Source organism: Nocardiopsis sp. NRRL B-16309 (genome assembly GCF_001279585.1).
Taxonomy (GTDB): domain Bacteria; phylum Actinomycetota; class Actinomycetes; order Streptosporangiales; family Streptosporangiaceae; genus Nocardiopsis.
Genome location: NZ_LGEC01000126.1, coordinates 1 through 22,355 on the forward strand (window position 1 = coordinate 1; position 22,355 = coordinate 22,355).

A 22,355-nucleotide genomic window follows, 5' to 3' on the forward strand; every position below is an offset into this window, starting at 1 on the left:
GGCGGGGGCGGGGCGGGGGCGGGGCCCACAGCTCAGTAGCGGCGGCCCCTGAGCTCGGCGATGAGCACGGCCGCCTGGGTTCGGCGCTTGAGGTCGAGCTTGGCGAGCAGCGCCGACACGTAGTTCTTCACGGTCTTCTCCGCGAGGTAGAGGCGCTCGCCGATCTGCCGGTTGGTCATGCCCTCGCCGATGAGGTCGAGGATCTGGCGCTCCTGGGTGGTCAGCTCCGCCAACGGGTCGGGCTCGGCCTGGGCGCCGCGCAGGCGCTCCAGCATCGCGCCCGTGCTGCCGGAGTCCAGCAGCGATCCGCCCGCCGCGACCGTGCGCACCGCGCCCACCAGGTCGGCGCCGTGGATCTGCTTGAGCACGTACCCGGCGGCGCCCGCCATGACGGCGTCGTACAGGGCGTCCTCGTCGGCGAACGAGGTGAGCATCAGGCAGGCGATCTCGGGATGGTCCGAGCGGATCTCCCGGCACACCTGCACCCCGGAGCCGCCGGGCAGGCGCACGTCCAGGATCGCGACGTCGGGCAGGACCACGGGGATGCGGGACAGCGCCTGTTCGGCGGTTCCGGCCTCCCCGACGACGGTCATGTCGTCCTCGGTCTCCAGCATGGCCGCAACGCCCCGGCGCACCACCTCGTGGTCGTCCACGAGGAAGACCCTGATGCGCTCGCGCGCCTCGCCGGTTCCACCGCCGCTCATCCGTTCACCCTCAATCCCAGTGCCTGCGCGGGTTCGACACGACTCCGAGGATGACGGTAGTACGACCGGGCGACACCGCGCGGGCCATTGGGCACGGAAGCCCTCGGACGAAGGTCCCGGAAAGGGACAAAGCCCCCGCCCGGGGAGCGAATCTCAGAAGGTGGTCGGTATCGATCCCGTCACGGGCGGCGATCCGCCCACGGGCGCGCGATCTCCAGGGCGCGGCAGGCCGCCAGGACCCGGGCGTCCGCGTGCCTGGGGCCGACGATCTGCAGGCCTACCGGCAGTCCGGCACCGTCGAAACCGCACGGCACGCTCGCCGCCGGCTGCTGGGTCATGTTGAAGGGATAGCTGAACCCGGCCCAGGCGGTCCACCGCTCCCCCGCCATCTCGGGCGGCGACTCCAGCCCGGCCTCGAAGGCCGTGATCGGCATGGTCGGCGTGAGCAGCAGGTCGTACTCGGTGTGGAAGCGCCCCATCCGCGCGCCCATCTCCATGCGCAGGGCCATCGCCGTCAGGTAGTCCTGCGCGGAGTAGGTCAGGCCCTCCTCGATGATCTCCCGCAGCCCCGGGTCCAGCAGGTCACGGTCGCGCGCGGTGAGCTTCTCCGTGGCCTTGGCCGCGCCGGAGTACCAGAGCACGTGGAACTCGTCCCGCGACTCCGGCAGGTCGGGGTCGACCTCCTCCACCCGGGCGCCGAGCTCCTCGAAGACGGCGACCGCCTCGGCGACCGCCCTCGCCACCTCCGGGTGGACGTCGAGCCCGTTGAGCGTGGGGCTGTAGGCCACCCGCATCCCGCGCACCAGTTCCTCGGCGTCCGTGCGGTGCCGCACGTCGGCCAGTCCCGGGCCCGGCGGGGCCAGCGCCGCCCAGTCCCTGGGGTCGGGCCGGGTGATGACCTCCAGCATCAGGGCCGAGTCGCCCACCGTGCGGGTCATCGGTCCGGTGTGCGCGAGCGAGCCGAACGGGCTCGCCGGGTAGTGCGGCACCAGGCCCCAGGTGGGCTTGAGCCCGAAGGTCCCCGTGAAGCTCGCCGGGATCCGGATCGATCCGCCGCCGTCGGTTCCCGTCGCCAGGGGACCCATGCCCGCCGCGACCGCCGCCGACGAGCCGCCGCTGGAGCCGCCCGGCGTCGTGGACATGTCCCAGGGGTTGCGCGTGATCCCGGTGAGCGGGCTGTCCGTGACGCCCTTCCAGGCCAGCTCCGGCGTGGTGGTCTTGCCGAAGAACACCGCGCCCGCCTCCCGCAGCCGCGCCACCACCGGCGAGTCCTCGGTCCACGGCCCTTCCTGGTGCGTGGTGACCGAGCCGCGCAGCGTGGGCCAGCCCTTGGTGAGGTGGATGTCCTTGATCGCGGCGGGCACGCCGTCGAGCGCGCCCACGGGGGCGCCCCGTCGCCACCGTTCGGCGGAGGCGCGGGCGGCCTCGCGGGCCTCCTCGGGCCGTACCAGGCAGAAGGCGTTGAGCGCGGGGTTGTCCTGCTCGACCCGTTCCAGGACGGCGTCGACGGCCTCCACCGGGGAGAGGTCTCCGGCGGCGTAGGCCGCGAGCAGCTGCTCCGCGGACAGGTCGGCCGGTGTGGTGGGCGCCTCGGCGCGCGCCCGCGGAACGCCGGCTGCCGCCGACCCGGACGTCGGCGCCCGGTCGGTGTCGGCCCGATCGATCGTCACTTCAGCCTCCTGTGTCATGCCTGGTCAGGGGTTACCCGGGGACGTAGCCCCGGTCCTTGTCGACGACGTAGAGCAGTTCTCGCCCGTCCAGGTAGCGGGCGAGGTTGTCCAGGAAGAGGTCGACCAGCTCGTCGCGCCAGCCGACGACGTCGCCGGACATGTGGGGGGAGACCAGTGAGCCGGGCAGCCCCCACAGGGGGGAGACCGCCTTGAGCGGCTCGCGCTCGAACACGTCCAGGGCCGCCCCGCCGATGTCGCCGCGCTCCAGGGCGTTGGCGAGGTCGGACTCGACCACGATGGGGCCGCGCGCGACGTTGATCAGCCGCGCCGTGGGCTTCATCAGGTCCAGGAAGCGGTGGTCGACCAGGCCCCTGGTGGCGTCGGTCAGCGGCGCGGCGATGACGACGTAGTCGGCCTCGGGGAGCTCGGTGGCCAGGGTGGGCCCGGAGTCGGAGCCCCGCTCCGCGAGGGTGGACTCGGCCACGGTGCCGAAGTCGGCGTCGCCCGAGCGTGCGCGGCGCCCCCCGCCGCGCACGTCCATGCCGACGGCGGAGAGCTTGCGGGCGATGTGGCGGCCGATCGGACCGGTGCCGATCACCAGGGCCCGCTTCCCGGCGACGCGCTCGGTCTCGCGGTGCCGCCACCGGCGTTCGCGTTGCAGGCCCCAGGTGCCGGGGAAGTCCTTGGCGAAGGCGATCACCTGGCCCAGCACGTACTCCGCGATGGGTTCGTCGAAGACCCCGCGCGAGTTGGTGACGACGGTGCCGCTCTCCACCAGGCCCGGGAACATGAGGTTGTCCACGCCGGTGGTGGCGGCGTGGACCCAGGACAGGGTGTCGGCCTTGGCCCAGGAGGCGGCGAGCGCCTCGGAGAACAGGTCCCAGACGAGCAGGGCGTGGGTACCGGGCAGAGCGGCGTCGAGGCCGTCGGCCGTGGTGTAGGCGACCTCGCCGAGGCGCGGATCGGCGTCGATCCGCTCGTGCCCCGGGGGGAGGTCGCCGCCGTGCAGGACCAGGAGCCTGGGCCGGTCCGGGGCGCTGGGGGCGGCCGGTGCGGACGTGGTGGACGGGGCGGAACTGTTCACGGGCGTGCACTCCGTTGGCGACGTGGTCGGTGCTGTCGTGTGCGGTGGGATGTTCGCCCTGCAGGAGAAACGCTAGGGAGCCGACATGGGATTGTCAACAATCCACAAAGTGGCGGATCCAGGGCAAATCACCACCTCAATCCCACTCTGACGCCTGCGGTCCAGCCCACGCGCGCGATCTATTGCCGCACCTGGCATGTAGATCATAAGATTGTCGACAATCAACAGCGTCGTTGTCGCACAGTTCGTCCCGAAAGTCCGTCATCACCAGGCGCCCGTCGAAGGGACTCCCGACATTGCCGAGGTACATCACCATCACGCTGCCCAAACGCGGGGTGTCCTGCGTGGCCGAACTCCTGGACAAGGACGCGCCGCGCACGTGTGAGGCGGTGTGGAACGCGCTGCCCCAGGGCGACGCCGTGCAGCACGCCAAGTACGCGCGCAACGAGGTCTACACGATGGTGCCGCGGTTCGCCGAGACCGAACCCGGCCAGGAGAACCCCACCGTCACCCCCATCCCCGGAGACGTCGTGTACTTCTCCTTCGACGGAGGCATGCTCGACCGCGGGTTCAAGGAGGACAAGGGGATCGGCCACCTCCCCGGAGTCATCGATCTCGCCCTGTTCTACGGGCGCAACAACCTGCTGCTCAACGGCGACGTCGGCTGGGTCCCCGGGAACGTGTTCGCCACCGTCGTCGAGAACCTGCCCGCCATGGCCGAGGCCTGCAACGACGTCTGGCGCTCCGGCAGTGTCGGCGAGCGCCTCCTGTACGAGCGGCTGGTCCGCTGATCCGGGCCGCGGCCACCGCGGCCGAGCCCGCCCCGGGCGGCCGTCGTCCTCCACGCGTCCCACCGACCGCGGCCCCCGTACCCGGCCGTCATTTCCCACACACGACACACATCCCGGGAGGTGAGTGACCGATGCGAACCGACGGAGACGGCAGGGTCGTCGAGGACTCCGGAACGGACCACGAGGTCGTCGAGCTGGCGGCCGCCACGCGCACGCCGTGGCAGTCGGGGGTCGGCGTGATCGCGCCCTACGACTTCGCGCTCGACCGCGAGCTGTGGCGGTGGACGCCCGACGACATCTCGCTGCACGTGACGCGGCTGCCGTACGTGCACGTTCCGGTGACCGTCGACCAGGCAGCCGCGCTGAGCCAGGAGGAGAACGTCGATCCCGCGGTCCGCGCGCTGCTCGCCCCCGAACCGCTGTCCATCGGCTACATGTGCGCCTCCGGCAGCTTCGTGCACGGGGCTGAGGGCGAGCGCCGCCTGCACCGGACGATGATGGACGCCGGGGCCCCCGCTGCGGTCACCACCTCGGGCGCGCTCATCCAGGCGCTGACCGCCCTCGAAGCCGACCGCATCGCCGTCGTCACGCCCTACGTCGACAGCGTGACCGACCGCCTGCTGGACTACCTGGGCGAACACCGCGTCGACGTGACCTCCAGCGTGGGGCTGGGCCTGCTCAGCCACATCTGGAAGGTCGACTACGCGGAGGTCTCCCGCGCCGTGCACTCGGTGGACCACCCGGACGCCCAGGCCGTGTACATCAGCTGCACCAACGTGCAGACCTACGACATCATCGCGCCGCTGGAGCGGGAGCTCGGCAAGCCGGTGATCGCCGCCAACCAGGTGACCATGTGGGCGGTCCTGCGGGCCGCGGGACGGCACGCGGTCGCGCGCGGCCAGCGCCTGCTCAACGCGACGGCGCCGACCACCCTGGTGTGAACGCGCGGGTGCGCAGGCGGTCGCGCGGAACGCGCCCAGGGACGCAGGACCAACGGAAGGGACGGACATGACCCGCGTCGGATTCCTCTACCCCGGCTTCAGCGCCGAGGACGACTACAAGGTGTTCGAGTCCATGCTCGACGGCGTCGAACTCCCCGTGGTGCACACGCTCATGCGTGAGGACGCCCACCGGGTGGACGCCCTGCTCGACGTGGGCGGCGGAGACGTGCTCTCCGAGGGCGCCGTGAAGCTCGCCGGGATGGAGGTCGACGCGGCGGTCTGGGCGTGCACCAGCGGCAGCTTCGTGTTCGGCTGGGAGGGCGCCCGCGAGCAGGTCCGCGGCGTGCGGGAGGCCGCGGGCGCGCCCGCGTCGAGTACGTCGTTCGCGTTCGTGCACGCCCTGAGCCAGCTGCGGGTCTCGCGGGTGGCCATCGCGGCGACCTACCCCGACGACGTCGCGCGGCGCTTCGTCGAGTTCCTGTCCGCGGCCGGGGTGAGCGTGCTGTCCCTGGCCAGCCACGGCATCGCCACCGCCGCCGAGGTGGGGCGGCTGGACCCCGACGAGGCCGTCGACTTCGTCATCTCCAACGACCACCCCCGCGCGGAGGCCGTGCTGGTCCCGGACACCGCCCTGCACAGCGCCGGCCTCATCGAACCCCTGGAGGCGCTGCTGGGCAAGCCGGTCCTCACCGCCAACCAGGTGAGCGTGTGGGAGGGGCTGCGGCTGGCGGGCGAGACCGGCGCCAGGGGCGGGCCGGGGGCGCTCTTCCGGGCGGGGTCGGCGGCGGTCACCAGCGCGCTGGCCGCTCACGGGGTCGAGCGCCGGCCGGGCACGCCCTGACGGAACACGCACTAGCCTCGACCACGGAAACGTCCCCTGTGCCACTGGAACAACCGGAGAAGAAGGAAGATCACGTATGTCCGCCCCAGGCCAGCTGAGACCCGTGCCCCGGCGGTCGACCGCCGAACTCATCGCCGACCAGTTGCGCGAGGCGATCATGTACGGCTCGCTGTCCCCGGGCGACCAGCTCGGTGAGGCCGAACTGGCCGGACAGTTGGGGGTGAGCCGCGGTCCGCTCCGCGAGGCGATGCAGCGCCTGGTGCAGGAAGGGCTGTTGCGCAGTGAGCGGCACAGGGGCCTGTTCGTGCGCGAGCTCACCCCCGGCGACGTCCGGGACATCTACGTGGCACGCCTCGCGGTGGAGCGGACGGCGTGCGAGCTGATCATGCGGGGCAACCGGGGCGAGGCGCTGGCGCGGCTCACTCCGGCCCTGGACGTGCTCGCGGAGGCCGCCGCCGGCCGCGACCGGACCGCGATGAGCAACGCGGACCAGGCCTTCCACCGGACGCTCGTCAGCTGCGCCGGCAACCGGCGGCTGGAACGGATGGCGCAGACGCTGCTGGTGGAGACCCGCATGTGCCTGTCGGTGATGCAGGGGGTCTACCCGGAGCCGGAGGAGATCCTGGAGGAGCACCGGCGCCTGCTCGACGCCATCGTCGAGGGCGACGAGGAGCGGCTGCTCGCGCTGATCGAGTCGCACATGGTGGACACGGTCGAGCGGATCAACGCCGAGCGCGCGGCCGCCCCGGCGCCGGCCCACGACCCGGAGCCCGGCCCGGGCGGCTGACGGAGGCGGTCCCGAACAGCGGAGCGGGCCTTCACCGGGCCAGCCCCGGGAGGGATGCCGCACGGCATCCCTCCCGGGGCGACCGGGGACTCAGATACCGCCGATGCCCACGTACTTCGTGTCGAGGAACTCGTCGATGCCGACCCGTCCGCCCTCGCGGCCCAGGCCGGAGTGCTTCACCCCGCCGAAGGGCGCCGCGGGGTTGGACACGACGCCCTGGTTCAGGCCGACCATGCCCGTCTCCAGGGCCTCGCTGACCCGCAGCGCACGGTTGAGGTCGCTGGTGTAGAGGTAGCTGACCAGGCCGAACTCGGTGTCGTTGGCGACGCGGAGCGCCTCCTCCTCCGTGTCGAAGGTGAGCACGGGGGCCACCGGGCCGAAGATCTCGGTGTTGGACAGTTCCGCCGCGAAGGGGACGTCGGCGAGCACTGTGGGCTGGTAGAAGTGCCCGGCGCCCTCGCCGGGCCCGCCGCCGACCAGGACCCGCGCACCGCGGTTGACGGCGTCGTCGACCAGGCTCTGGACCTTGTTCCGCGCCTTGTCGTCGATGAGCGGGCCGACGTTGACCCCGTCGTCCAGGCCGCGGCCCATGCGCAGCGCGCCCATGCGGTCGCTGAGGCGCTGGGAGAACTCCTCGGCGATCCCCGCCTGGGCGTAGATGCGGTTGGCGGCGGTGCAGGCCTCGCCGATGTTGCGCATCTTGGCGAGCATCGCTCCGTCGACCGCGGCGTCGAGGTCGGCGTCGTCGAAGACGAGGAAGGGCGCGTTCCCGCCGAGTTCCATGGAGGTGCGCAGGACCTGCCCGGCGCTCTGTTCGAGGAGCTTGCGGCCCACGGCGGTGGAGCCGGTGAAGGACAGCTTGCGGATCCGGCCGTCGCTCAGCAGGGGTTCGGTGATGCCACCGGGGTCCGTGGTGGGCAGGACGCTCAGGACGCCCTCGGGCAGTCCCGCCTCGGCGAGGATCCCGGCCAGGGCGAGGGCGGACAGGGGAGTCTGGTGGGCGGGCTTGAGGATCATGGTGCAGCCCGCGGCGATGGCGGGGCCGATCTTGCGGGTGCCCATCGCCATGGGGAAGTTCCAGGGGGTGATGAGCATGCAGGGGCCGACCGGCTGGCGCATGATGAGGAAGCGCGACTTGCCGTCGGGCGAGGTGGAGAAGCCCCCCTCGATCCGGACCGCCTCCTCGGCGAACCAGCGGAGGAACTCGGCGGCGTAGGCGATCTCGCCACGGGCCTCGGCGAGGGGCTTGCCCATCTCCAGGGTCATCAGGACGGCCAGGTCCTCCTGGCGCTCCATGAGCATCTGGTAGCCGCGGTGGAGGATCTCGCTCCGCTCCCGGGGGGCGACCTTGGCCCAGCCGGGCTGCGCCCTGTGGGCGGCGTCCAGCGCGGCCAGGGCGTCCTCCTTGCCCGCGTCGGCCACCTCGCAGAGGGTCTCGCGCGTGGAGGGGTCCTCGACGGCGAGGACGGCACCCGAGGCGGCGTCGGTCCAGGCGCCTCCCACGAAGAGCTTCTTGTCCACCTGCGCGACGACGCGTGCTTCCCGATCCGACATGTTCGCTTCTCCCCAGTCGATATATCGACCCGTGAACGGGCCTGTGGACAGAACTGCCCGACGTGCGCCCTCTGGACACCGTCCGGTGAGGATGTTTCCATAGCAGTGTCGATTGTCAACAATCCTACGGAACTCGCAAGACGGAAGTGAGGCAGCGCATGGCGGAGCTCTCCCCGGCCCTGAAGCAGGCGACCCCGGTGGTGGCCGCACGGGGCGAGGGTGTCCACATCTACGACGAGGACGGTCGCCGCTACCTCGACTTCACCGCCGGCATCGGCGTCACCAGCACGGGGCACTGCCACCCCAGGGTCGTGGCCGCGGCCCAGGAGCAGGTGGCCACGCTGATCCACGGCCAGTACACCACCGTGATGCACCGGCCCCTGCTGCGACTCACCGAGCGCCTGGGCGAGGTCCTGCCCGAGGGCGTCGACCGCCTCTTCTACGTGAACTCCGGCAGCGAGGCCGTCGAGGCCGCCCTGCGCCTGGCCCGCCAGGCCACCGGCCGCCAGAACGCCGTGGTGTTCCAGGGCTCCTTCCACGGCCGCACGATGGGCGCGGCGTCCCTGACGACCTCCGGCGTCAAGATCCGCGCGGGGATCGGCCCGCTCGTCCCGGGCGTGGTGGTCTCGCCCTTCCCGTACGCCTACCGGCTGGGCCTGTCCGAGGCCGAGGCCGTCGAGTACGCGCTCAAGGAGCTGGACTACCAGTTCGCCACCGTGACCTCCCCGAAGGACACCGCGGCCGTGTTCATCGAGCCCGTGCTCGGCGAGGGCGGCTACGTCCCGGTACCGGACGCCTTCCTCCAGGGCCTGCGCGAGCGCGCGGACCAGCACGGCTTCCTCCTCGTCATGGACGAGGTGCAGACCGGCTTCGGCCGCACGGGCACGTTCTGGGGCCACGAGCCCTCGGGGGTGCGCCCGGACATCGTCATCACCGCCAAGGGGCTCGCCAGCGGCTTCCCGCTGTCGGCGATCGCCGCCCCCCACGCGATCATGGAGAAGGCCTGGCCGGGTTCCCAGGGCGGAACCTACGGCGGCAACGCGGTCTCCTGCGCCGCCGCCCTGGCCACCCTGGACGTCATCCAGGAGGAGGGCCTGGTGGAGAACGCCGCCCGCCAGGGCGACCGGCTGCGCCAGGGCCTGGAGAAGGCCGCGGGCGCCAACCCGGTCATCGGCGACGTGCGCGGACGCGGCCTGATGCTGGGCAACGAGTTCACCGCCGCCGACGGCTCCCCCGACGCGGCCACCGCGCTGCGCGCCCAGCAGGCCGCCGCCGAGAACGGTCTGCTGCTGCTCACCTGCGGCCCGGCGGGCAACGTGGTCCGGATGATCCCGCCGCTGGTCGTCACCGGCGACCAGGTGGACACCGCCGTCTCCCTGTGGGCCGCCTCCGTGGAGGAGGCCACCGCCTGACCCGGAGAAGCCGCCCGGTGGTGCCGGGGGTCGCGCGACCCCCGGCACCACCGCGGTCGGCGCCGATGGCCGGGGCACCCGGGGAGGTCGTGCACCCATGGCCGGGGTCACACGAAAAAGATGCTCAAACCCCTCCCGACACCGTGATACAGTCGGAGACGTCGCCAGGGAGGCCAACGCCGAACGGGCGACACACAACTGAATGCCTGCACTCGTAGCTCAATGGATAGAGCATCTGACTACGGATCAGAAGGTTGGGGGTTCGAGTCCTCCCGAGTGCACCACCTTGAGACAGTGGAGAAGCCGCCCGAACTGCGAAAGCAGCTCGGGCGGCTTCTTTTGTACCGCCCTTCGGAGAGACCCGTTCAGGGCCCCGATGCTTCGGGCGGGACGGGCACCGCCGTTCGCGATGGAAGGCCGCGTCGGCCGTTCGGGCCGTATCGGCATGCGACGACGGGCCCGTCCTGCGCCCCTGGGGTCACATGGTCAGGGCGTCCTCGAACTCCTCGGCGCGTTCCGGACACACGTGCTCGATCCCGATGCGCAGCGCGTCGGGATCGCCGCCCTCGTTGAGGAAGCCGAACACGAACAGGGCCGGATCGTCGGCCTCGCACGCCGACTCCATCTCGGCGGTGACCTCGTCCATGTCTCCGGGCACGGAGACACCCTGGTCCTCCATGGCCTGACGGTGGGCGTCCTGGTCGTAGCCGGCGCACGCCGTCACGGAGAGCAGTCCGACGGCGGCGGTCAGGGGCAGTACAGCACGCATGGGTGGCTCCTCGCCTTGGGGGATGGCCAGGTTGGACGCTTCGCGCGTCCAGACGGTTGACCGCGCGCTGATCACAGGCGTCGTTACGACAATTCACTGACAGCCAGTGATGGATGCCTCTCGCTGGGTATCATTTGCTTACGAACCGTGACGACTCCCCTACTCTCCCTTCTTTCCGCCCTGGAGGCTCCATGCCCGAACCCGACAAGCTTCAGTGGCGAAGCGACTTCGGATGGTCACCGTACTCACCCGCCGCGCCGGCGAACCCGCGCTCCGGGTTGGTCGTCCACTACGACAGCACCGACCAGGGCCTCGCCGACAAGCCGCACGCGGCGTGCGTCTCGTACTGGAACAGGACGCGTGCCTTCCACACCGGACCGAGCCGGGGATGGGCGGACATCGGCTACTCGTGGGGATGCTGTGGTCACGGGTACGTCATGGAGGGGCGCGGCCTGTTCCGCGTCCAGGCGGCGCAACCGGGCGGGAACTCGACCTACTACTCGTGCACGCTGATGACCGGGCCGAAGGACCCGATCACCGCCGCGCAGGTCAACGCCGTCCGCCAGCTGCGGGAATGGCTCATGGAACCGCAGTCGTCGATCTCCGGCACGGTCAGGGGGCACCGCGACTTCGTGTCGACCTCCTGTCCCGGTGAGAAGGCCTACGGCATGGTGCGGGACGGCACGTTCCGCAGAGCGGCGAAGTGGGGCGACGACGCCCCCGACGCAGACGAGCGCCCCGCACCCGATCCGGATCCGCCCCCGCCGCCCGTGCCGGGGACGGACGCGCCGCCGTTCCCCCTGCCGAGCGGCTATGCCTTCGGGCCGAGAAGCGGACCGGACTGGCAGGTCAGCGGCTACTACTCGCACCGCGAGGACCTGCGCCGGTGGCAGCGGAGGATGCGCGACCGCGGGTGGGTCATCACGCCCGACGGCCTGTACGGCGACCAGACCGAGGCGGTCACCAGGGCCTTCCAACGGGAGAAGGACCTCGGCAGTGTGGACGGCCTCATCGGGGTCGAGACGTGGTCGGCGGCCTGGACCGCGCCCATCACCTGAGGGGCTTGCAGCCCCGCCCCGGCTCCTGCGGGGGCGGGGCCTTCGGGTCGGCCACCGGCGGCGCGACCGGTCGCGGTCCCGCCGCCGCCCCGGTTCTACGCGGACTTCCTGCGACGGGCCAGGTACGTGATCACACCACCGCCGGCAGCAAGCACGACGGCGGTGGCGACCAGACCCATGACCGGAGCGCCCGTCCGGGCCAACGGGTCGTCGGATCCTTGCGCGGAACCCGGCCCGGCGGTCGCGCCGTCGTCCTCGGGCGTGGAACCGGAATCGGAATCGGTCCCGGAGTCACCCTCACCGGCGTCCCCGTCCTGGCCATCGTCGCCCGTGCCCGGATCGGAGCCCCCGTCGGTGTCGCCATCGGTGTCGGTGTCGCCGCCGGAACCGTCGTCGGGTTCGTCGGCGCCACCGGTCCCGTCGTCGCCGTGGCCGTCGTTCTCGTCGCCGTCGTCACCCGCCTCGGGGTCGAGGTCCAGTCCCACGCGGGTCTGGGCCACGTCGTAGGAGACGCTGAACCCCTCGTCCGGGAGGTTCACGACCAGGTCGAGGTCGTGGCCGATCCCCCACAGCGACTCACCGCTGATGGTCTCCTCCCACGACGACTCCGAGGGAGAGAGGGAGAGCTCGGCGCCGAGCTCGTTCACCTCCACGGATTCGTCCCCCGGTTCGTAGACGTACTCCGCCCCGGTCCCGGTCCAGTTCTGGGCGACCGAGATCTCCGCGTCGGTGTAGACCGCCCGCAGCACGACCTCGTCCGAGGCATCGCCCTCGGGCTCGGCGTTCTCCAGGCCCGGCTGGGACACGCCGCCCTCGGCCGCCGCGCGCATGGCCGCCACGTCGGCTTCGGTGAGTTCGATCCGCAGCTCGTTGATCTTCACAGTCGCGTCGACCAGATCTCTGTCCACGTCCGTCACGGCACCGGTCCTGGCTCCGGTGAAGATCTCCTCGTCGTACTGGTACCGATTGGTGCCGTGGAAGTCGCCCTGTCGCTGGTGGAGGACGTGGATCCGGCCCTCTCCTTCGGTCGCGCTCGCCTCCGCGTAACCGATCTCGGCGCTGTCGGCGGTGTCGGCATGGGCGGGCGCCGCGGTGGCGGCACCGAACGCGCCGAGCGCGGCGAAGGCGAGGCCCCCTCGGAACACGCGGCGGGCGGATATGGGGGAAGGGAACGTCAAGGGAATCCTCGTTCGAGTCGCTTCTGGCCGCTCGTGGCGTCCAGGAATGACGGGCGGTGTCGGGTGCCCGGTCCAACACAGGAAAGGCATGCTCGGCGTGCCGGAACATGCCTGCGCAGGGTGAGTGGAACCGGGTTCCACCGGCTGCGACAGTAGCCTCGGGGGGATTCCGTCCAGCCACTCCCGGATGACGATGGAATAACGCCGGTGGCCCCCTTTGACGTTGTGCGATGGCCGCTTTCCCCGACGCTGGGAGGAAGGGGAACCGGTGAACCTGACGGCGTTCGGCGGGTCCGGGACCGGGCCGCCCCATCGGGGATCGGCACGGACGGAGGGCGGTGGGACTCCGGTCTGGACGGAGACCGCCGGACCAGCGCCGCGAGCTGCGAGGTACCCTCGTCGAGCCAGTTGAACTCCACCTCGTGGGGCAGGGAACCCGGTGCGAATCCGGGACTGACGCGCAGCGGTGAGGGTGACGGGCGGGCACGCCCCGGGACGGTTCCCGGGGCAGTCACTGGAGCGGGACCAGGCTCCGGGAAGGCGCTCCGCACCGATCGATCCCGAGTCCGAAGACCTGCTGGCGCTGGCGGTGACGGGCCGCCAGGTCATCCGGGTCCCGCGAAACGGGCCCCTGACCCGAAGGACGCACGTGTCCCCGAAGGATGCCACCTCCGCCGGTGCGGGTACCCCGCGTACCCGGCGCGACCGCTGCCCAGGCGCGCTGCGCCCGTGGCCCGCCGACGACGGACTCCTCGTCCGGCTGCGGCTGGTCGGCGGCCGGCTGCCCGCGGGCGCGCTGCGCGACGTGGCGGCCGTGGCCGCCGAGTTCGGCGACGGCCGGGTCCATGTGACCGGCCGGGCCAACCTCCAGCTGCGTGCGCTCCCCGGACGCGACGGGCGGCTGACCCCCGAAGCGCTCCGCGCGGTGGAGGGGACCGGTCTGCTGCCCTCACCCGCCCACGACCTCGTCCGCAACATCATGGCCTCCCCGTGCACCGGCCGTACCGGCGGACGCGCCGACCTTCGTCCGCTCGCCGCCGCGCTGGACCGCCTGCTGTGCTCCGATCCGGGCCGCGCCGGGCTTCCCGGCCGCTTCCTGTTCGTCCTGGACGACGGGCGCGGCGACCTGCTCGACCGATCCTGCGACCTGGGGTTGGTCGCGCTCGACGCACGGACCGGCCAGCTGAGGGTCGGGGACGGCTGGGGCCCGGTCGTGCCGCTCGACGACGCGCCCGCCGCGATCGTGCGGCTCGCCGACGCGTTCCTGGCACGGCGCGGCGACGGTCCCTCGGCCGCGTGGCACGTCGCAGAACTCCCGGACCCGCTGACCGATCCGGCGCCTCCGGACCCTCGGTTGCCGGACGCCTCACCGCCCCTGCCGTACGGACCGCTGGCCGGTGGCGGTCGCCATGCCCCGGTTCCCGACGAGGGCCTGGACCGGCCCGCCGCCGAAGCGCTCGCCGAGGAGGCACTCACCGCGGGAGGCGGGGGACACGGCGAACTCGTCATCACGCCCTGGCGCGGCGTCCTCGTCCCCGGGCAGGCGCGGTGACCGCGGCGAACCGACCGAACCCATCTCACCGGCCGGACCGGCTCGACCTCCCGAGCCGACCCGGCCGACGTGAGCCAGCGCAACACCCGGACCGACGTGAGCAGATGAACCAGCAGAACCGATCCGGAATCCCGGAGCAGCAGGAGCGAACGGACGCGTCGCACGAACCACACCTGTCGCACGAACCGCACGCGTCGGCGGCACCGCGTGAACCGCGAGCACCGCACGCCCCGCACGACCCGCAGGCACCGCCCACACCGGATCGCTCGGCTCCGTCGGGCCGACCGAGGCGGCCCGGCCGGCTCTACGAGTACATCGACGACGGGCCCGCGATCTACGTCGACTCCTTCGCCATCATCCGGCGCGAGGCCCGGCTGGAGCACCTGCCCGCCAACGCCGAGCGCCTCGCCGTGCGGATGATCCACGGCACCGGCCAGGTCGACCTCGCCGAGGACCTGGTCGTCCACCCCGATCTCGTCCCGGCGGCCCGCGCGGCCCTCCGGGACGGCGCGCCGATCCTGTGCGACGCCACCATGGTCGCCACCGGCGTGACCGCGAACCGCCTGCCGAGGGGCAACGACGTGCTCTGCTTCCTCAACGACGAGCGGGTCCCCGCCCTGGCCCGGGAGTGGGGCACCACCCGCACCGCGGCCGCCGTGTCCCTGTGGGAGCCCCTGCTCGACGGCGCCGTCGTCGCCGTCGGCAACGCCCCCACCGCGCTCTTCCACCTGTTGGAGATGCTGGCCGACGGTGCCCCGCGCCCCGCCGCCATCGTCGGCTGTCCCGTCGGCTTCGTCGGTGCGGCCGAGTCCAAGCAGGCCCTGACCGAATTCGCCGAGCGGTTCGGCATCGACGTCCCCTACGTGACCGCCCGCGGTCGCCGCGGAGGCTCCGCGATGACCTCCTCGGCCCTCAACGCACTCGCCAAGGAGGAGGAGTGACCGGTCGTTTCCACGGCGTCGGTGTCGGTCCCGGTGACCCCGAGCTGATCACCCTCAAGGCGGCCCGGCTGATCGCCGCCGCCGACGTCGTCGCCTACCACGCCGGCGTCGGCAAGAAGTCCAACGCCCGGCGCATCGCCGCGGGACTGATCCCGTCGTCGGCGGTCGAGGAGCAGCTCACCTACCCGGTGACCACCGGCGCGACCGACCACCCGGGCGGGTACGCGGGTGCGCTTGCCGACTTCTACGAGCGGTCCGCCGCCCGGCTCGCCGCGCACCTCGACGCCGGCCGCGACGTCGTCCTGCTCTCCGAGGGCGACCCCCTGTTCTACGGGTCGTACATGTACATGCACGACCGGCTCTCCGAGCGGTACGAGACCGAGGTCGTTCCGGGGGTCCCGGCGTTCGCCGCCGCCACGGCGGCCCCGCTGGCCCGGCAGACCGACGTCCTCACCGTGCTGCCCGGCACCCTGCCCGAACCGGAGCTGGCCCGCCGCCTGGCGGACACCGACGCGGCCGTGATCATGAAGCTGGGCCGCACCTTCCCGGCCGTTCGCCGCGCCCTGGAGGCCGCCGGACGGCTGGAGCACGCGGAGTACGTGGAGCGGGCCTCGATGGAGGGCGAGCGCCGGCTGCCGGTCGCGGAGGTCGACCCGGCGACGGTCCCCTACTTCTCGCTGGTGCTGGTCACCGGCGACAGCCGCAACGGACGCCGGTCGCGGAGCACGGCGGTGGCGTCCGCGACCGACGCGACGGCCGGGCAGTCTGCGCAGGGTGGCGCCGCTGGGCGAGAGGGTCAGGACGCGGCCGCCGGAAGCGAAGGCGCCGCCGGCACCACGGCCCTGGCGGAGCACACCACAGGTGCGCCAGGCGTGACAAGCGTGACAGGCGTGGCAGGCGGGGGCGAAGTCCTCGTCATCGGGCTGGGGCCCGGTCCCGAGCACTGGCTCACGCCCGAGGCCGCCACCGCGCTCGCCGAGGTGGACCACGTGGTGGGCTACGGACCCTACGTGGCCCGCGTCCCGCAGCGGCCGGGGCTGACCCGGCACGCCTCCGGCAACACCGTCGAACTCGACCGGGCCCGCCTCGCCCTCGACCTGGCTGGCCGCGGTGAGCGCGTCGCCGTGGTCTCCGGCGGGGACGCCGGGGTCTTCGGCATGGCGACCGCCGTGTTCGAGGCGGCCGAGGATCCCGCCTACCGGGAGGTCCCGGTCCGGGTGCTGCCCGGAGTGAGCGCGGTGCAGGCGGTCGCGGCCCGCGCGGGCGCCCCCGTCGGCGGTGACTTCGCGGTCATGAGCCTCTCCGACCGGTTGAAGCCGTGGGAGGTGATCGAGCGACGACTGCGGGCCGTCGCCGAGGCCGACCTGGCCCTGGCCGTCTACAACCCGGCCTCCCGGTCGCGGACAGAGCAGATCGTCACCGCCCGCCGGATCCTGCTGGAGCACCGCAAGCCCGACACGGTGGTCGTGGTCGGCCGGGACGTCGGACGCGACGGCGAGTCTCTGACGGTGACCACCCTCGCCGACCTCGATCCGGCCGCGATCGACATGCGCTGCCTGGTGATCGTCGGCGCGTCCGGTACCCGGGTCTCCGGCGCGGGCCGGGTCTGGACCCCCCGGTGGGTGAAGCCGTGACCGTGCACTTCGTGGGGGCGGGCCCCGGCGCCGCCGACCTGTTGACGGTGCGGGCCACGCGGATGCTCGCCGCGGCCGACGTGGTGCTCTACCCGGGCACGTACCTGGACCCGGAGGTCCTCACGCACTGCGCGCCCGACGCCGAACTCGTGGACACCCAGGGCCTGGACCTCGACCGCATCACCGACCGCCTGGTCACCGCGCACGCCGCGGACCGGGACGTCGTCCGGCTCACCTCCGGCGATCCGTCGATCTACTCGGCGCTGGCCGAACAGACGCGTCGGCTCGACGCGCACGGTGTTCCCTGGGACGTCACTCCCGGTGTGCCCGCGTACGCCGCCGCGTCGGCCCTGGTGGGACGGGAGCTGACCGTGCCGCTGGTGGCGCAGTCGGTGGTGCTGACGCGGACCCGGGCCCGTTCGACGGCCATGCCGGAGACCGAGTCGCTGGCCGCGTTCGCGGCGACCCGGGCCACGCTGGTGCTGCACCTGGCGATCAGGCGGGTGCGGGAGCTGATGGCGGAGGTCGGACCGGAGTACGGCGCCGACTGCCCGGTCGTGGTCGTGCACCGCGCCAGCCAGCCGGGTGAGGCGGTCCTGCGGGGCACGGTCGCCACCATCGCGGACGCGGTGGAGGAGGCCGGGTTCCGGCAGGCGGCGGTCGTGTTGGTGGGGTGGGCGCTGGACGCCGGGAGGGGCGGCGAGTCCTTCCTCTATGACCGGGACCGGCCCAGGGGTACCGACGCCGGTCAGTGACGGTCCCGCCCGTGGTCGGCCCGTGACCGTGGTCGGCGGGGCGGCCCGTCTGCGATCGGACCACGGCGACGGCCTGTCGTTGGTGCGGGCCGGTGCGAGCCCGGGTGACGGACGGTCGGTCCGCGGTTCAGGCCGGTGCGAGCCCGGGTGACCGACGGTCGGTCCGCGGTTCAGGCCGGTGCGAGCCCGGGTGACGGACGGTCGGTCCGTGGTCGAGGTCAATGCGGGGCCGAGAGACGGTCGGTCGGCCGCGCGTTCGCGGCCCGGTCCTTCCCGGAATGGCGTCCCGTCAGGGGGTCAGGACGCCAGGAACCACTGGGTGACCGTACGGGCGGGGGCCCAGCCGGTGAACGTGCCGATGGGCGCGGCGGTTTCGACGGCGATCCGGGTCAGCTCGCCGCCGTGGCGCCGGTAGGCGTCCGCGAGCAGGTGTTCGGTCTCCAGCGTCACACCGTGCACCACGAGTCGGCCGCCGGGCCGCAGCGCCCCCAAGCAGGCCTCCAGTACGCCCGGCCGGGTCGCTCCGCCACCGACGAACACCGCGTCGGGCGCGGGCAGCCCGGCCAGCGCGTCCGGCGCCCGACCGGTCACGACCGACAGTCCCGGGACACCGAGGCGGCCCGCGTTGCGGTCGATCCGCGCGGCGCGTGCGGGGTGGGACTCGACCGCCGTGGCGGTGCAGGTCGTGTGGGCGCGCATCCACTCGATCCCCACCGAACCCGCACCGGCGCCCACGTCCCACAGGTGCTCTCCAGGGGAGGGCGCCAGCCGGGCCAGCGCCGACGCCCGCAGGTCGCGCTTGGTGAGCTGGCCGTCGTGCTCGAACGCGTCGTCGGGCAGGCCCGTGGTCAGGCCGTACCCGGGCGGGCCGACGAGTTCCAGCGCGAGGACGTGCAGCGCCGGGACGGCCTCCGGCGGGTCCGACAGCCACGCGTCGGCCGTGGCCGACAGCCGGGACTCCGATCTCCGGTTCGGGCCCGGTCCCGCCCCTGATACGGCGCCCAGGTCGCCCAGGACGGTCATCCGGCTGGCGCCGTAGCCGGCGCCAGCCAGCAGGGCCGCGACCGCCGCCGGGGTCGCACCGTCGGAGGAGAGCACCAGGACACGGTGTCCGGGCGCCAACCGCCGCAGGACCAGGCGGGGATCTCGCCCGACCAGGCTCACCACCGCGCAGCGCTCGGCGGGCCAGCCCATCCGGGCCCGGGCCAGCGCGACCGAGGAGACGGCCGGTTCCACCCGTACGGCACCGGCCCCCAGCAGATCGACGAGTGTGGTGCCGATCCCGGACACGAACGGGTCGCCCGACGCGAGGGCCACGGTGGTGGCGCCGTCGCGGGCGAGGGAGTCGAGCAGATCCGGCAGGCCCTCCCGCAGGGGCGAGGGCCAGGTCTCCCGGCGCTGCCCGGGCCGTTCCGGAAGCATGGCCAGGTGCCGGTGGCCGCCCAGGACCGCGTCCGCCTCGAGGACGATCCGGCGCAGCCGCTCCGGCACACCGGACCAGCCGTCGGCACCGACGCCGACGACGGTGATCCGGGATTCGGTGGGAGGGGGCGGGTCGTCCTGCATGGCCTCGACGCTATCGTGGCCACAGGCACGAGGTGCCCCTGCGGCCCAGCCATCGGAAAGGGTGGGGACGGCGGAAGGGGAGAATCTGGGAAGCCCGGTGAGATTCCGGCACAGGCCCGCTGCGGTGAACCGAGCCTCCGTGAGGGAGGACTCGGAAAGTCCGAAGACCGGCCTCGCGCCCGCCCTTACGGATGGCGACACGAGCGGGAGCCTCACATGCCATTGGTGCCATCGCACTACCCCTTCTCCGCGATCGTCGGCTGCGACGCCGACGACCTCGACGACCTGGGCCTCTCCCTGGTCCTCAGCAGCGTGTCGCCGGAGATCGGCGGCGTGCTGGTGCGCGGCGAGAAGGGCACGGCCAAGTCCACCGCCGTACGGGCCCTGGCCTCCCTTCTCCCGCCCATCGACGTCTACCAGGGCGACCGCTTCTCCGTGGACCCGGCCGACACCTCCCAGCGATCGCCGGACGGCCCGTTCGGGCCGGGGACGGCCGTGGAGAGCCGCCCTGTACGGCTCGTCGAACTCCCTGTGGGCGCCACCGAGGACCGCGTGCTCGGCTCGCTGCACCTGGAGCAGGCGCTCACGCACGGCCAGGTGGCCTACGAGCCGGGCCTGCTCGCCCGCTCGCACCGGGGGCTGCTGTACGTCGACGAGGTCAACCTGCTCCACGACCACCTGGTGGACCTGCTCCTGGACGCCGCCGCGACCGGGCGCGCGACCGTGGAGCGCGACGGGTTCTCCGTCGAGCACGCGGCCCGGTTCCTGCTCATCGGCACGATGAACCCCGAGGAGGGCGAGCTGCGCCCCCAGCTCCTCGACCGGTTCGGGCTCACCGTCGAGATCGCCGCGCCGCGCGATCCCGCGTCGCGTGCCGAGGTGGTCCGCAGGCGCATGGCCTTCGACGCCGATCCGGCCGCGTTCTCGGCGCGCTTCCACGAGACGGAGAAGGCGCTCGCCGCACGCATCGCCGAGGCCAGGGAGCTGCTCGGGCGGGTGCGGCTGTCCGAGGCCGCGCTGCTGAAGATCGCCGAGGTGTGCGCGGCGTTCGGGGTGGACGGCCTGCGGGCCGACATCGTCACCGCGCGCACGGCGGTGGCGCACGCGGCCTGGGCGGGCCGCACCTCCGTCACGCTGGCCGACATCCGCCGAGCCGCGCTGCTCGCCCTTCCGCACCGGCGCCGACGCAACCCGTTCGACGCTCCGGGGCTCGACGAGGACCTTCTCGACCGGGTGCTGGGCGACGAGGAACCGCCGCCGGACCCGACCGACCCGTCGGATGGCTCAGACGAGGCGGAGCAGGCGGAAGCGACCGAGGGGGACCCCGAGACGGCTGAGACCCCCGAGGCGGAGGACCCCGCGGAAGGCGGAGCGGAGAACCCGTCCGCGGCCGACGCGTCCGACGTGGACGGCGGTTCCGGCCCCGAGGCCTCCGCTGACGACGCGGGCCAGGAGGCGAGCGACGGGTCGGCGGACGAGGAGCAGGCCCCCGCGCCCGAGGGGGCGGAACAGGGCGGCACCGACGGTTCCGACTCCGGTTCCGGCTCGTCGGTCATGTCCAGGGCCACCGCTCCGTACCGGCCCCGGACGCTCACCGTGCGGGGCGCGGGCGAGGGCTCCGACGGCAGGCGCAGCCGGGCGATCGGTACCCGGGGCCGCCGGATCGGCGCGACCCCGCCCGGTCAGGGGCCCGGCACGTCGCTCCACCTGGTCGAGACCGTGCGTGCCGCCGTGTCCCGACCGCGGGGCGGGGACCTGCCCCTGGGCGGCGGGCGACTGCGGATCCAGCCCCGTGACCTGCGCGTCGCGGTTCGGGAGGGGCAGGAGACCAACCTGATCCTCTTCTGCGTGGACGCGTCCGGATCGATGGCGGCGCGCAAGCGCATGAGCGAGGTCAAGACCGCGGTCCTGTCGCTCCTCCTCGACGCCTACCGGCGCCGCGACAAGGTCGGCCTGGTCACCTTCCGAGGCCGGACCGCCGAACTCGCGCTGCCGCCGACCCGCTCCGTCGACGTCGCCGCGGCCCGCCTCGACGACCTGCCCGCCGGTGGCCGTACCCCGATCGCCGAGGGGCTCGTGGAGGCGGCCCGCGTCCTGCGGCGGGAACGGCTGCGCGATCCGAAGCTGCGCCCGCTGCTCGTCGTCGTCACCGACGGCCGGGCCACGGGTGGCCGGGGCGCCGTCGCACGCGCGATGAACGCCGCCGACCACGTCGCGGGCCTGGGCGTCACCACCGTCGTGGTGGACAGCGAGACCGGCCCGATGCGACTGGGCCTCGCCGCCACACTCGCCGCCCGTCTGGGCGCCGACCACCTGCCCGTCAGTGAAGTCAGCGCCGACGCGCTGGGCAGCGCCGTACGAGAGAGGGCCGCCTGATGCCTCAGGGACAACCGCTCGTCGTCCCCGACGACGGACTCACCACGCGGCAGCGCCGCAACCAGCCGCTGCTCGCCGTCCACACCGGCGACGGGAAGGGCAAGTCGACCGCCGCGTTCGGCCTCGCGCTGCGCGGGTGGAACCAGGGCTGGCGGATCGGCGTGTTCCAGTTCGTGAAGTCGGCGAAGTGGCGCATCGGCGAGCAGACCGTTCTGGAGCGCCTGGGCAAGCTGCACGAGGAGACCGGCGAGGGCGGTCCCGTCGAGTGGCACAAGATGGGTTCCGGCTGGTCGTGGAGCCGCCGCAAGGGCAGCGAGGAGGACCACGAGGCGGACGCCGTCGAGGGGTGGGCGGAGATCAGGCGCCGACTCACCGACCAGACGCACGACCTGCTCATCCTCGACGAGTTCACCTACCCGATCGCCTGGGGCTGGGTCGACGCCGAGGAGGTCGTCGCGGCCCTGCGGGAGCGCCCCGGCCGCCAGCACGTGGTGATCACCGGGCGCCGCGCCGATCCGCTGCTGCTGGAGGCCGCCGACCTCGTCACGGAGATGACGAAGGTCAAGCACCCCATGGACGCCGGCAGGAAGGGCCAGCGAGGGATCGAATGGTGACCTCCCCCGAACCCTCCGCAGGGAGTTCCGGGGCTCCAGGGGAATCGGAGACGTCCGGGGCACCAGGGGTACCGGGGGGACCGGGGGGACCGGGGGCATCGAGGGCTCCCGGGGAACCGGGGGCACCG

Annotated in this window: 19 protein-coding genes, 1 tRNA gene and 2 riboswitches; of the genes, 13 read left to right on the top strand and 7 right to left on the bottom strand. The window is 73.0% G+C overall.

Going from position 1 to position 22,355, the window contains the following annotated elements:
* Positions 1-32: 32 nt before the first annotated feature.
* The 3 genes from ADL05_RS26815 to ADL05_RS26825 all read right to left on the bottom strand — a co-directional run bounded on the left by ADL05_RS26815 (position 33) and on the right by ADL05_RS26825 (position 3,458).
* Positions 33-704 (bottom strand): response regulator transcription factor, encoded by a 672-nt coding sequence (locus tag ADL05_RS26815; protein WP_053619808.1) that lies wholly within the window; start codon positions 702-704, stop codon positions 33-35.
* Between the two features lie 179 nt (positions 705-883).
* Positions 884-2,392: an amidase gene (locus ADL05_RS26820; RefSeq protein ID WP_082376921.1), complete on the bottom strand. Its 1,509-nt coding sequence runs from the start codon at positions 2,390-2,392 to the stop codon at positions 884-886.
* 13 nt (positions 2,393-2,405) lie between these two features.
* Complete coding sequence (locus ADL05_RS26825; RefSeq protein WP_053619810.1) at positions 2,406-3,458, bottom strand: D-2-hydroxyacid dehydrogenase; 1,053 nt, start codon at positions 3,456-3,458, stop codon at positions 2,406-2,408.
* 308 nt (positions 3,459-3,766) lie between these two features.
* Between ADL05_RS26825 and ADL05_RS26830 the strand changes: the two genes are divergently transcribed.
* From ADL05_RS26830 to ADL05_RS26845, 4 genes are all read left to right on the top strand, one after another.
* The gene (locus tag ADL05_RS26830) at positions 3,767-4,249 is read left to right on the top strand and encodes a DUF3830 family protein (protein ID WP_053619944.1); all 483 of its coding nucleotides are present in this window, start codon (positions 3,767-3,769) and stop codon (positions 4,247-4,249) included.
* A 131-nt stretch (positions 4,250-4,380) separates the two neighbouring features.
* Positions 4,381-5,190 (top strand): Asp/Glu racemase, encoded by an 810-nt coding sequence (locus tag ADL05_RS26835; RefSeq protein ID WP_053619811.1) that lies wholly within the window; start codon positions 4,381-4,383, stop codon positions 5,188-5,190.
* A gap of 67 nt (positions 5,191-5,257) precedes the next feature.
* A complete protein-coding gene (locus ADL05_RS26840; protein ID WP_053619812.1) occupies positions 5,258-6,031 on the top strand; it encodes a maleate cis-trans isomerase in 774 nt (257 codons plus the stop codon).
* 76 nt (positions 6,032-6,107) lie between these two features.
* Positions 6,108-6,818, top strand: a complete 711-nt coding sequence (locus ADL05_RS26845) for a GntR family transcriptional regulator (RefSeq protein ID WP_053619813.1) — start codon at positions 6,108-6,110, stop codon at positions 6,816-6,818.
* A gap of 90 nt (positions 6,819-6,908) precedes the next feature.
* On the opposite strand, the gene ADL05_RS26850 is transcribed toward ADL05_RS26845, so the two are convergent.
* Positions 6,909-8,372, bottom strand: a complete 1,464-nt coding sequence (locus tag ADL05_RS26850) for an NAD-dependent succinate-semialdehyde dehydrogenase (RefSeq protein WP_053619814.1) — start codon at positions 8,370-8,372, stop codon at positions 6,909-6,911.
* A 158-nt stretch (positions 8,373-8,530) separates the two neighbouring features.
* Here ADL05_RS26850 and ADL05_RS26855 point away from each other — a divergent pair, with 158 nt between their 5' ends.
* Positions 8,531-9,784: an aspartate aminotransferase family protein gene (locus ADL05_RS26855; protein ID WP_053619815.1), complete on the top strand. Its 1,254-nt coding sequence runs from the start codon at positions 8,531-8,533 to the stop codon at positions 9,782-9,784.
* A gap of 208 nt (positions 9,785-9,992) precedes the next feature.
* A tRNA-Arg gene (locus tag ADL05_RS26860) sits at positions 9,993-10,068 on the top strand.
* Positions 10,069-10,262: 194 nt separating this feature from the next.
* On the opposite strand, the gene ADL05_RS26865 is transcribed toward ADL05_RS26860, so the two are convergent.
* On the bottom strand, positions 10,263-10,553 hold the full coding sequence (locus tag ADL05_RS26865) for a hypothetical protein (protein WP_053619816.1): 291 nt from the start codon (positions 10,551-10,553) through the stop codon (positions 10,263-10,265).
* A 191-nt stretch (positions 10,554-10,744) separates the two neighbouring features.
* Between ADL05_RS26865 and ADL05_RS30135 the strand changes: the two genes are divergently transcribed.
* Positions 10,745-11,611 carry an N-acetylmuramoyl-L-alanine amidase gene (locus ADL05_RS30135; protein WP_082376922.1) on the top strand — a complete coding sequence of 289 codons (867 nt, stop codon included), beginning with the start codon at positions 10,745-10,747 and terminating at the stop codon, positions 11,609-11,611.
* Positions 11,612-11,706: 95 nt separating this feature from the next.
* Here ADL05_RS30135 and ADL05_RS26875 read toward each other — a convergent pair whose 3' ends face one another.
* Positions 11,707-12,789 (bottom strand): hypothetical protein, encoded by a 1,083-nt coding sequence (locus ADL05_RS26875; protein WP_082376923.1) that lies wholly within the window; start codon positions 12,787-12,789, stop codon positions 11,707-11,709.
* A 388-nt stretch (positions 12,790-13,177) separates the two neighbouring features.
* Positions 13,178-13,386, top strand: a riboswitch (cobalamin riboswitch).
* A 52-nt stretch (positions 13,387-13,438) separates the two neighbouring features.
* Here ADL05_RS26875 and ADL05_RS26880 point away from each other — a divergent pair.
* The 4 genes from ADL05_RS26880 (at position 13,439) to cobM (ending at position 17,671) form a co-directional block, all read left to right on the top strand.
* Complete coding sequence (locus tag ADL05_RS26880; protein ID WP_053619945.1) at positions 13,439-14,341, top strand: nitrite reductase; 903 nt, start codon at positions 13,439-13,441, stop codon at positions 14,339-14,341.
* A 314-nt stretch (positions 14,342-14,655) separates the two neighbouring features.
* Complete coding sequence (locus ADL05_RS26885) at positions 14,656-15,282, top strand: precorrin-8X methylmutase (protein WP_053619946.1); 627 nt, start codon at positions 14,656-14,658, stop codon at positions 15,280-15,282.
* Positions 15,279-16,916, top strand: coding sequence for a precorrin-2 C(20)-methyltransferase (locus ADL05_RS26890; RefSeq protein WP_053619818.1), 1,638 nt, complete (start codon positions 15,279-15,281; stop codon positions 16,914-16,916). The genes ADL05_RS26885 and ADL05_RS26890 overlap by 4 nt, the downstream gene beginning before the upstream one ends.
* A complete protein-coding gene (gene cobM, locus ADL05_RS26895; RefSeq protein WP_053619819.1) occupies positions 16,901-17,671 on the top strand; it encodes a precorrin-4 C(11)-methyltransferase in 771 nt (256 codons plus the stop codon). The genes ADL05_RS26890 and cobM overlap by 16 nt, the downstream gene beginning before the upstream one ends.
* Before the next feature lie 297 nt (positions 17,672-17,968).
* Here cobM and ADL05_RS26900 read toward each other — a convergent pair whose 3' ends face one another.
* Positions 17,969-19,237, bottom strand: coding sequence for a bifunctional cobalt-precorrin-7 (C(5))-methyltransferase/cobalt-precorrin-6B (C(15))-methyltransferase (locus tag ADL05_RS26900; RefSeq protein ID WP_053619820.1), 1,269 nt, complete (start codon positions 19,235-19,237; stop codon positions 17,969-17,971).
* Between the two features lie 28 nt (positions 19,238-19,265).
* A riboswitch (cobalamin riboswitch) is annotated at positions 19,266-19,413 on the top strand.
* A gap of 40 nt (positions 19,414-19,453) precedes the next feature.
* Here ADL05_RS26900 and ADL05_RS26905 point away from each other — a divergent pair.
* Positions 19,454-21,613, top strand: a complete 2,160-nt coding sequence (locus ADL05_RS26905; RefSeq protein ID WP_053619821.1) for a VWA domain-containing protein — start codon at positions 19,454-19,456, stop codon at positions 21,611-21,613.
* Positions 21,613-22,227 (top strand): cob(I)yrinic acid a,c-diamide adenosyltransferase, encoded by a 615-nt coding sequence (cobO, locus tag ADL05_RS26910; protein ID WP_053619822.1) that lies wholly within the window; start codon positions 21,613-21,615, stop codon positions 22,225-22,227. Before ADL05_RS26905 ends, cobO begins: the two co-directional genes overlap by 1 nt.
* Positions 22,228-22,355: the final 128 nt, after the last annotated feature.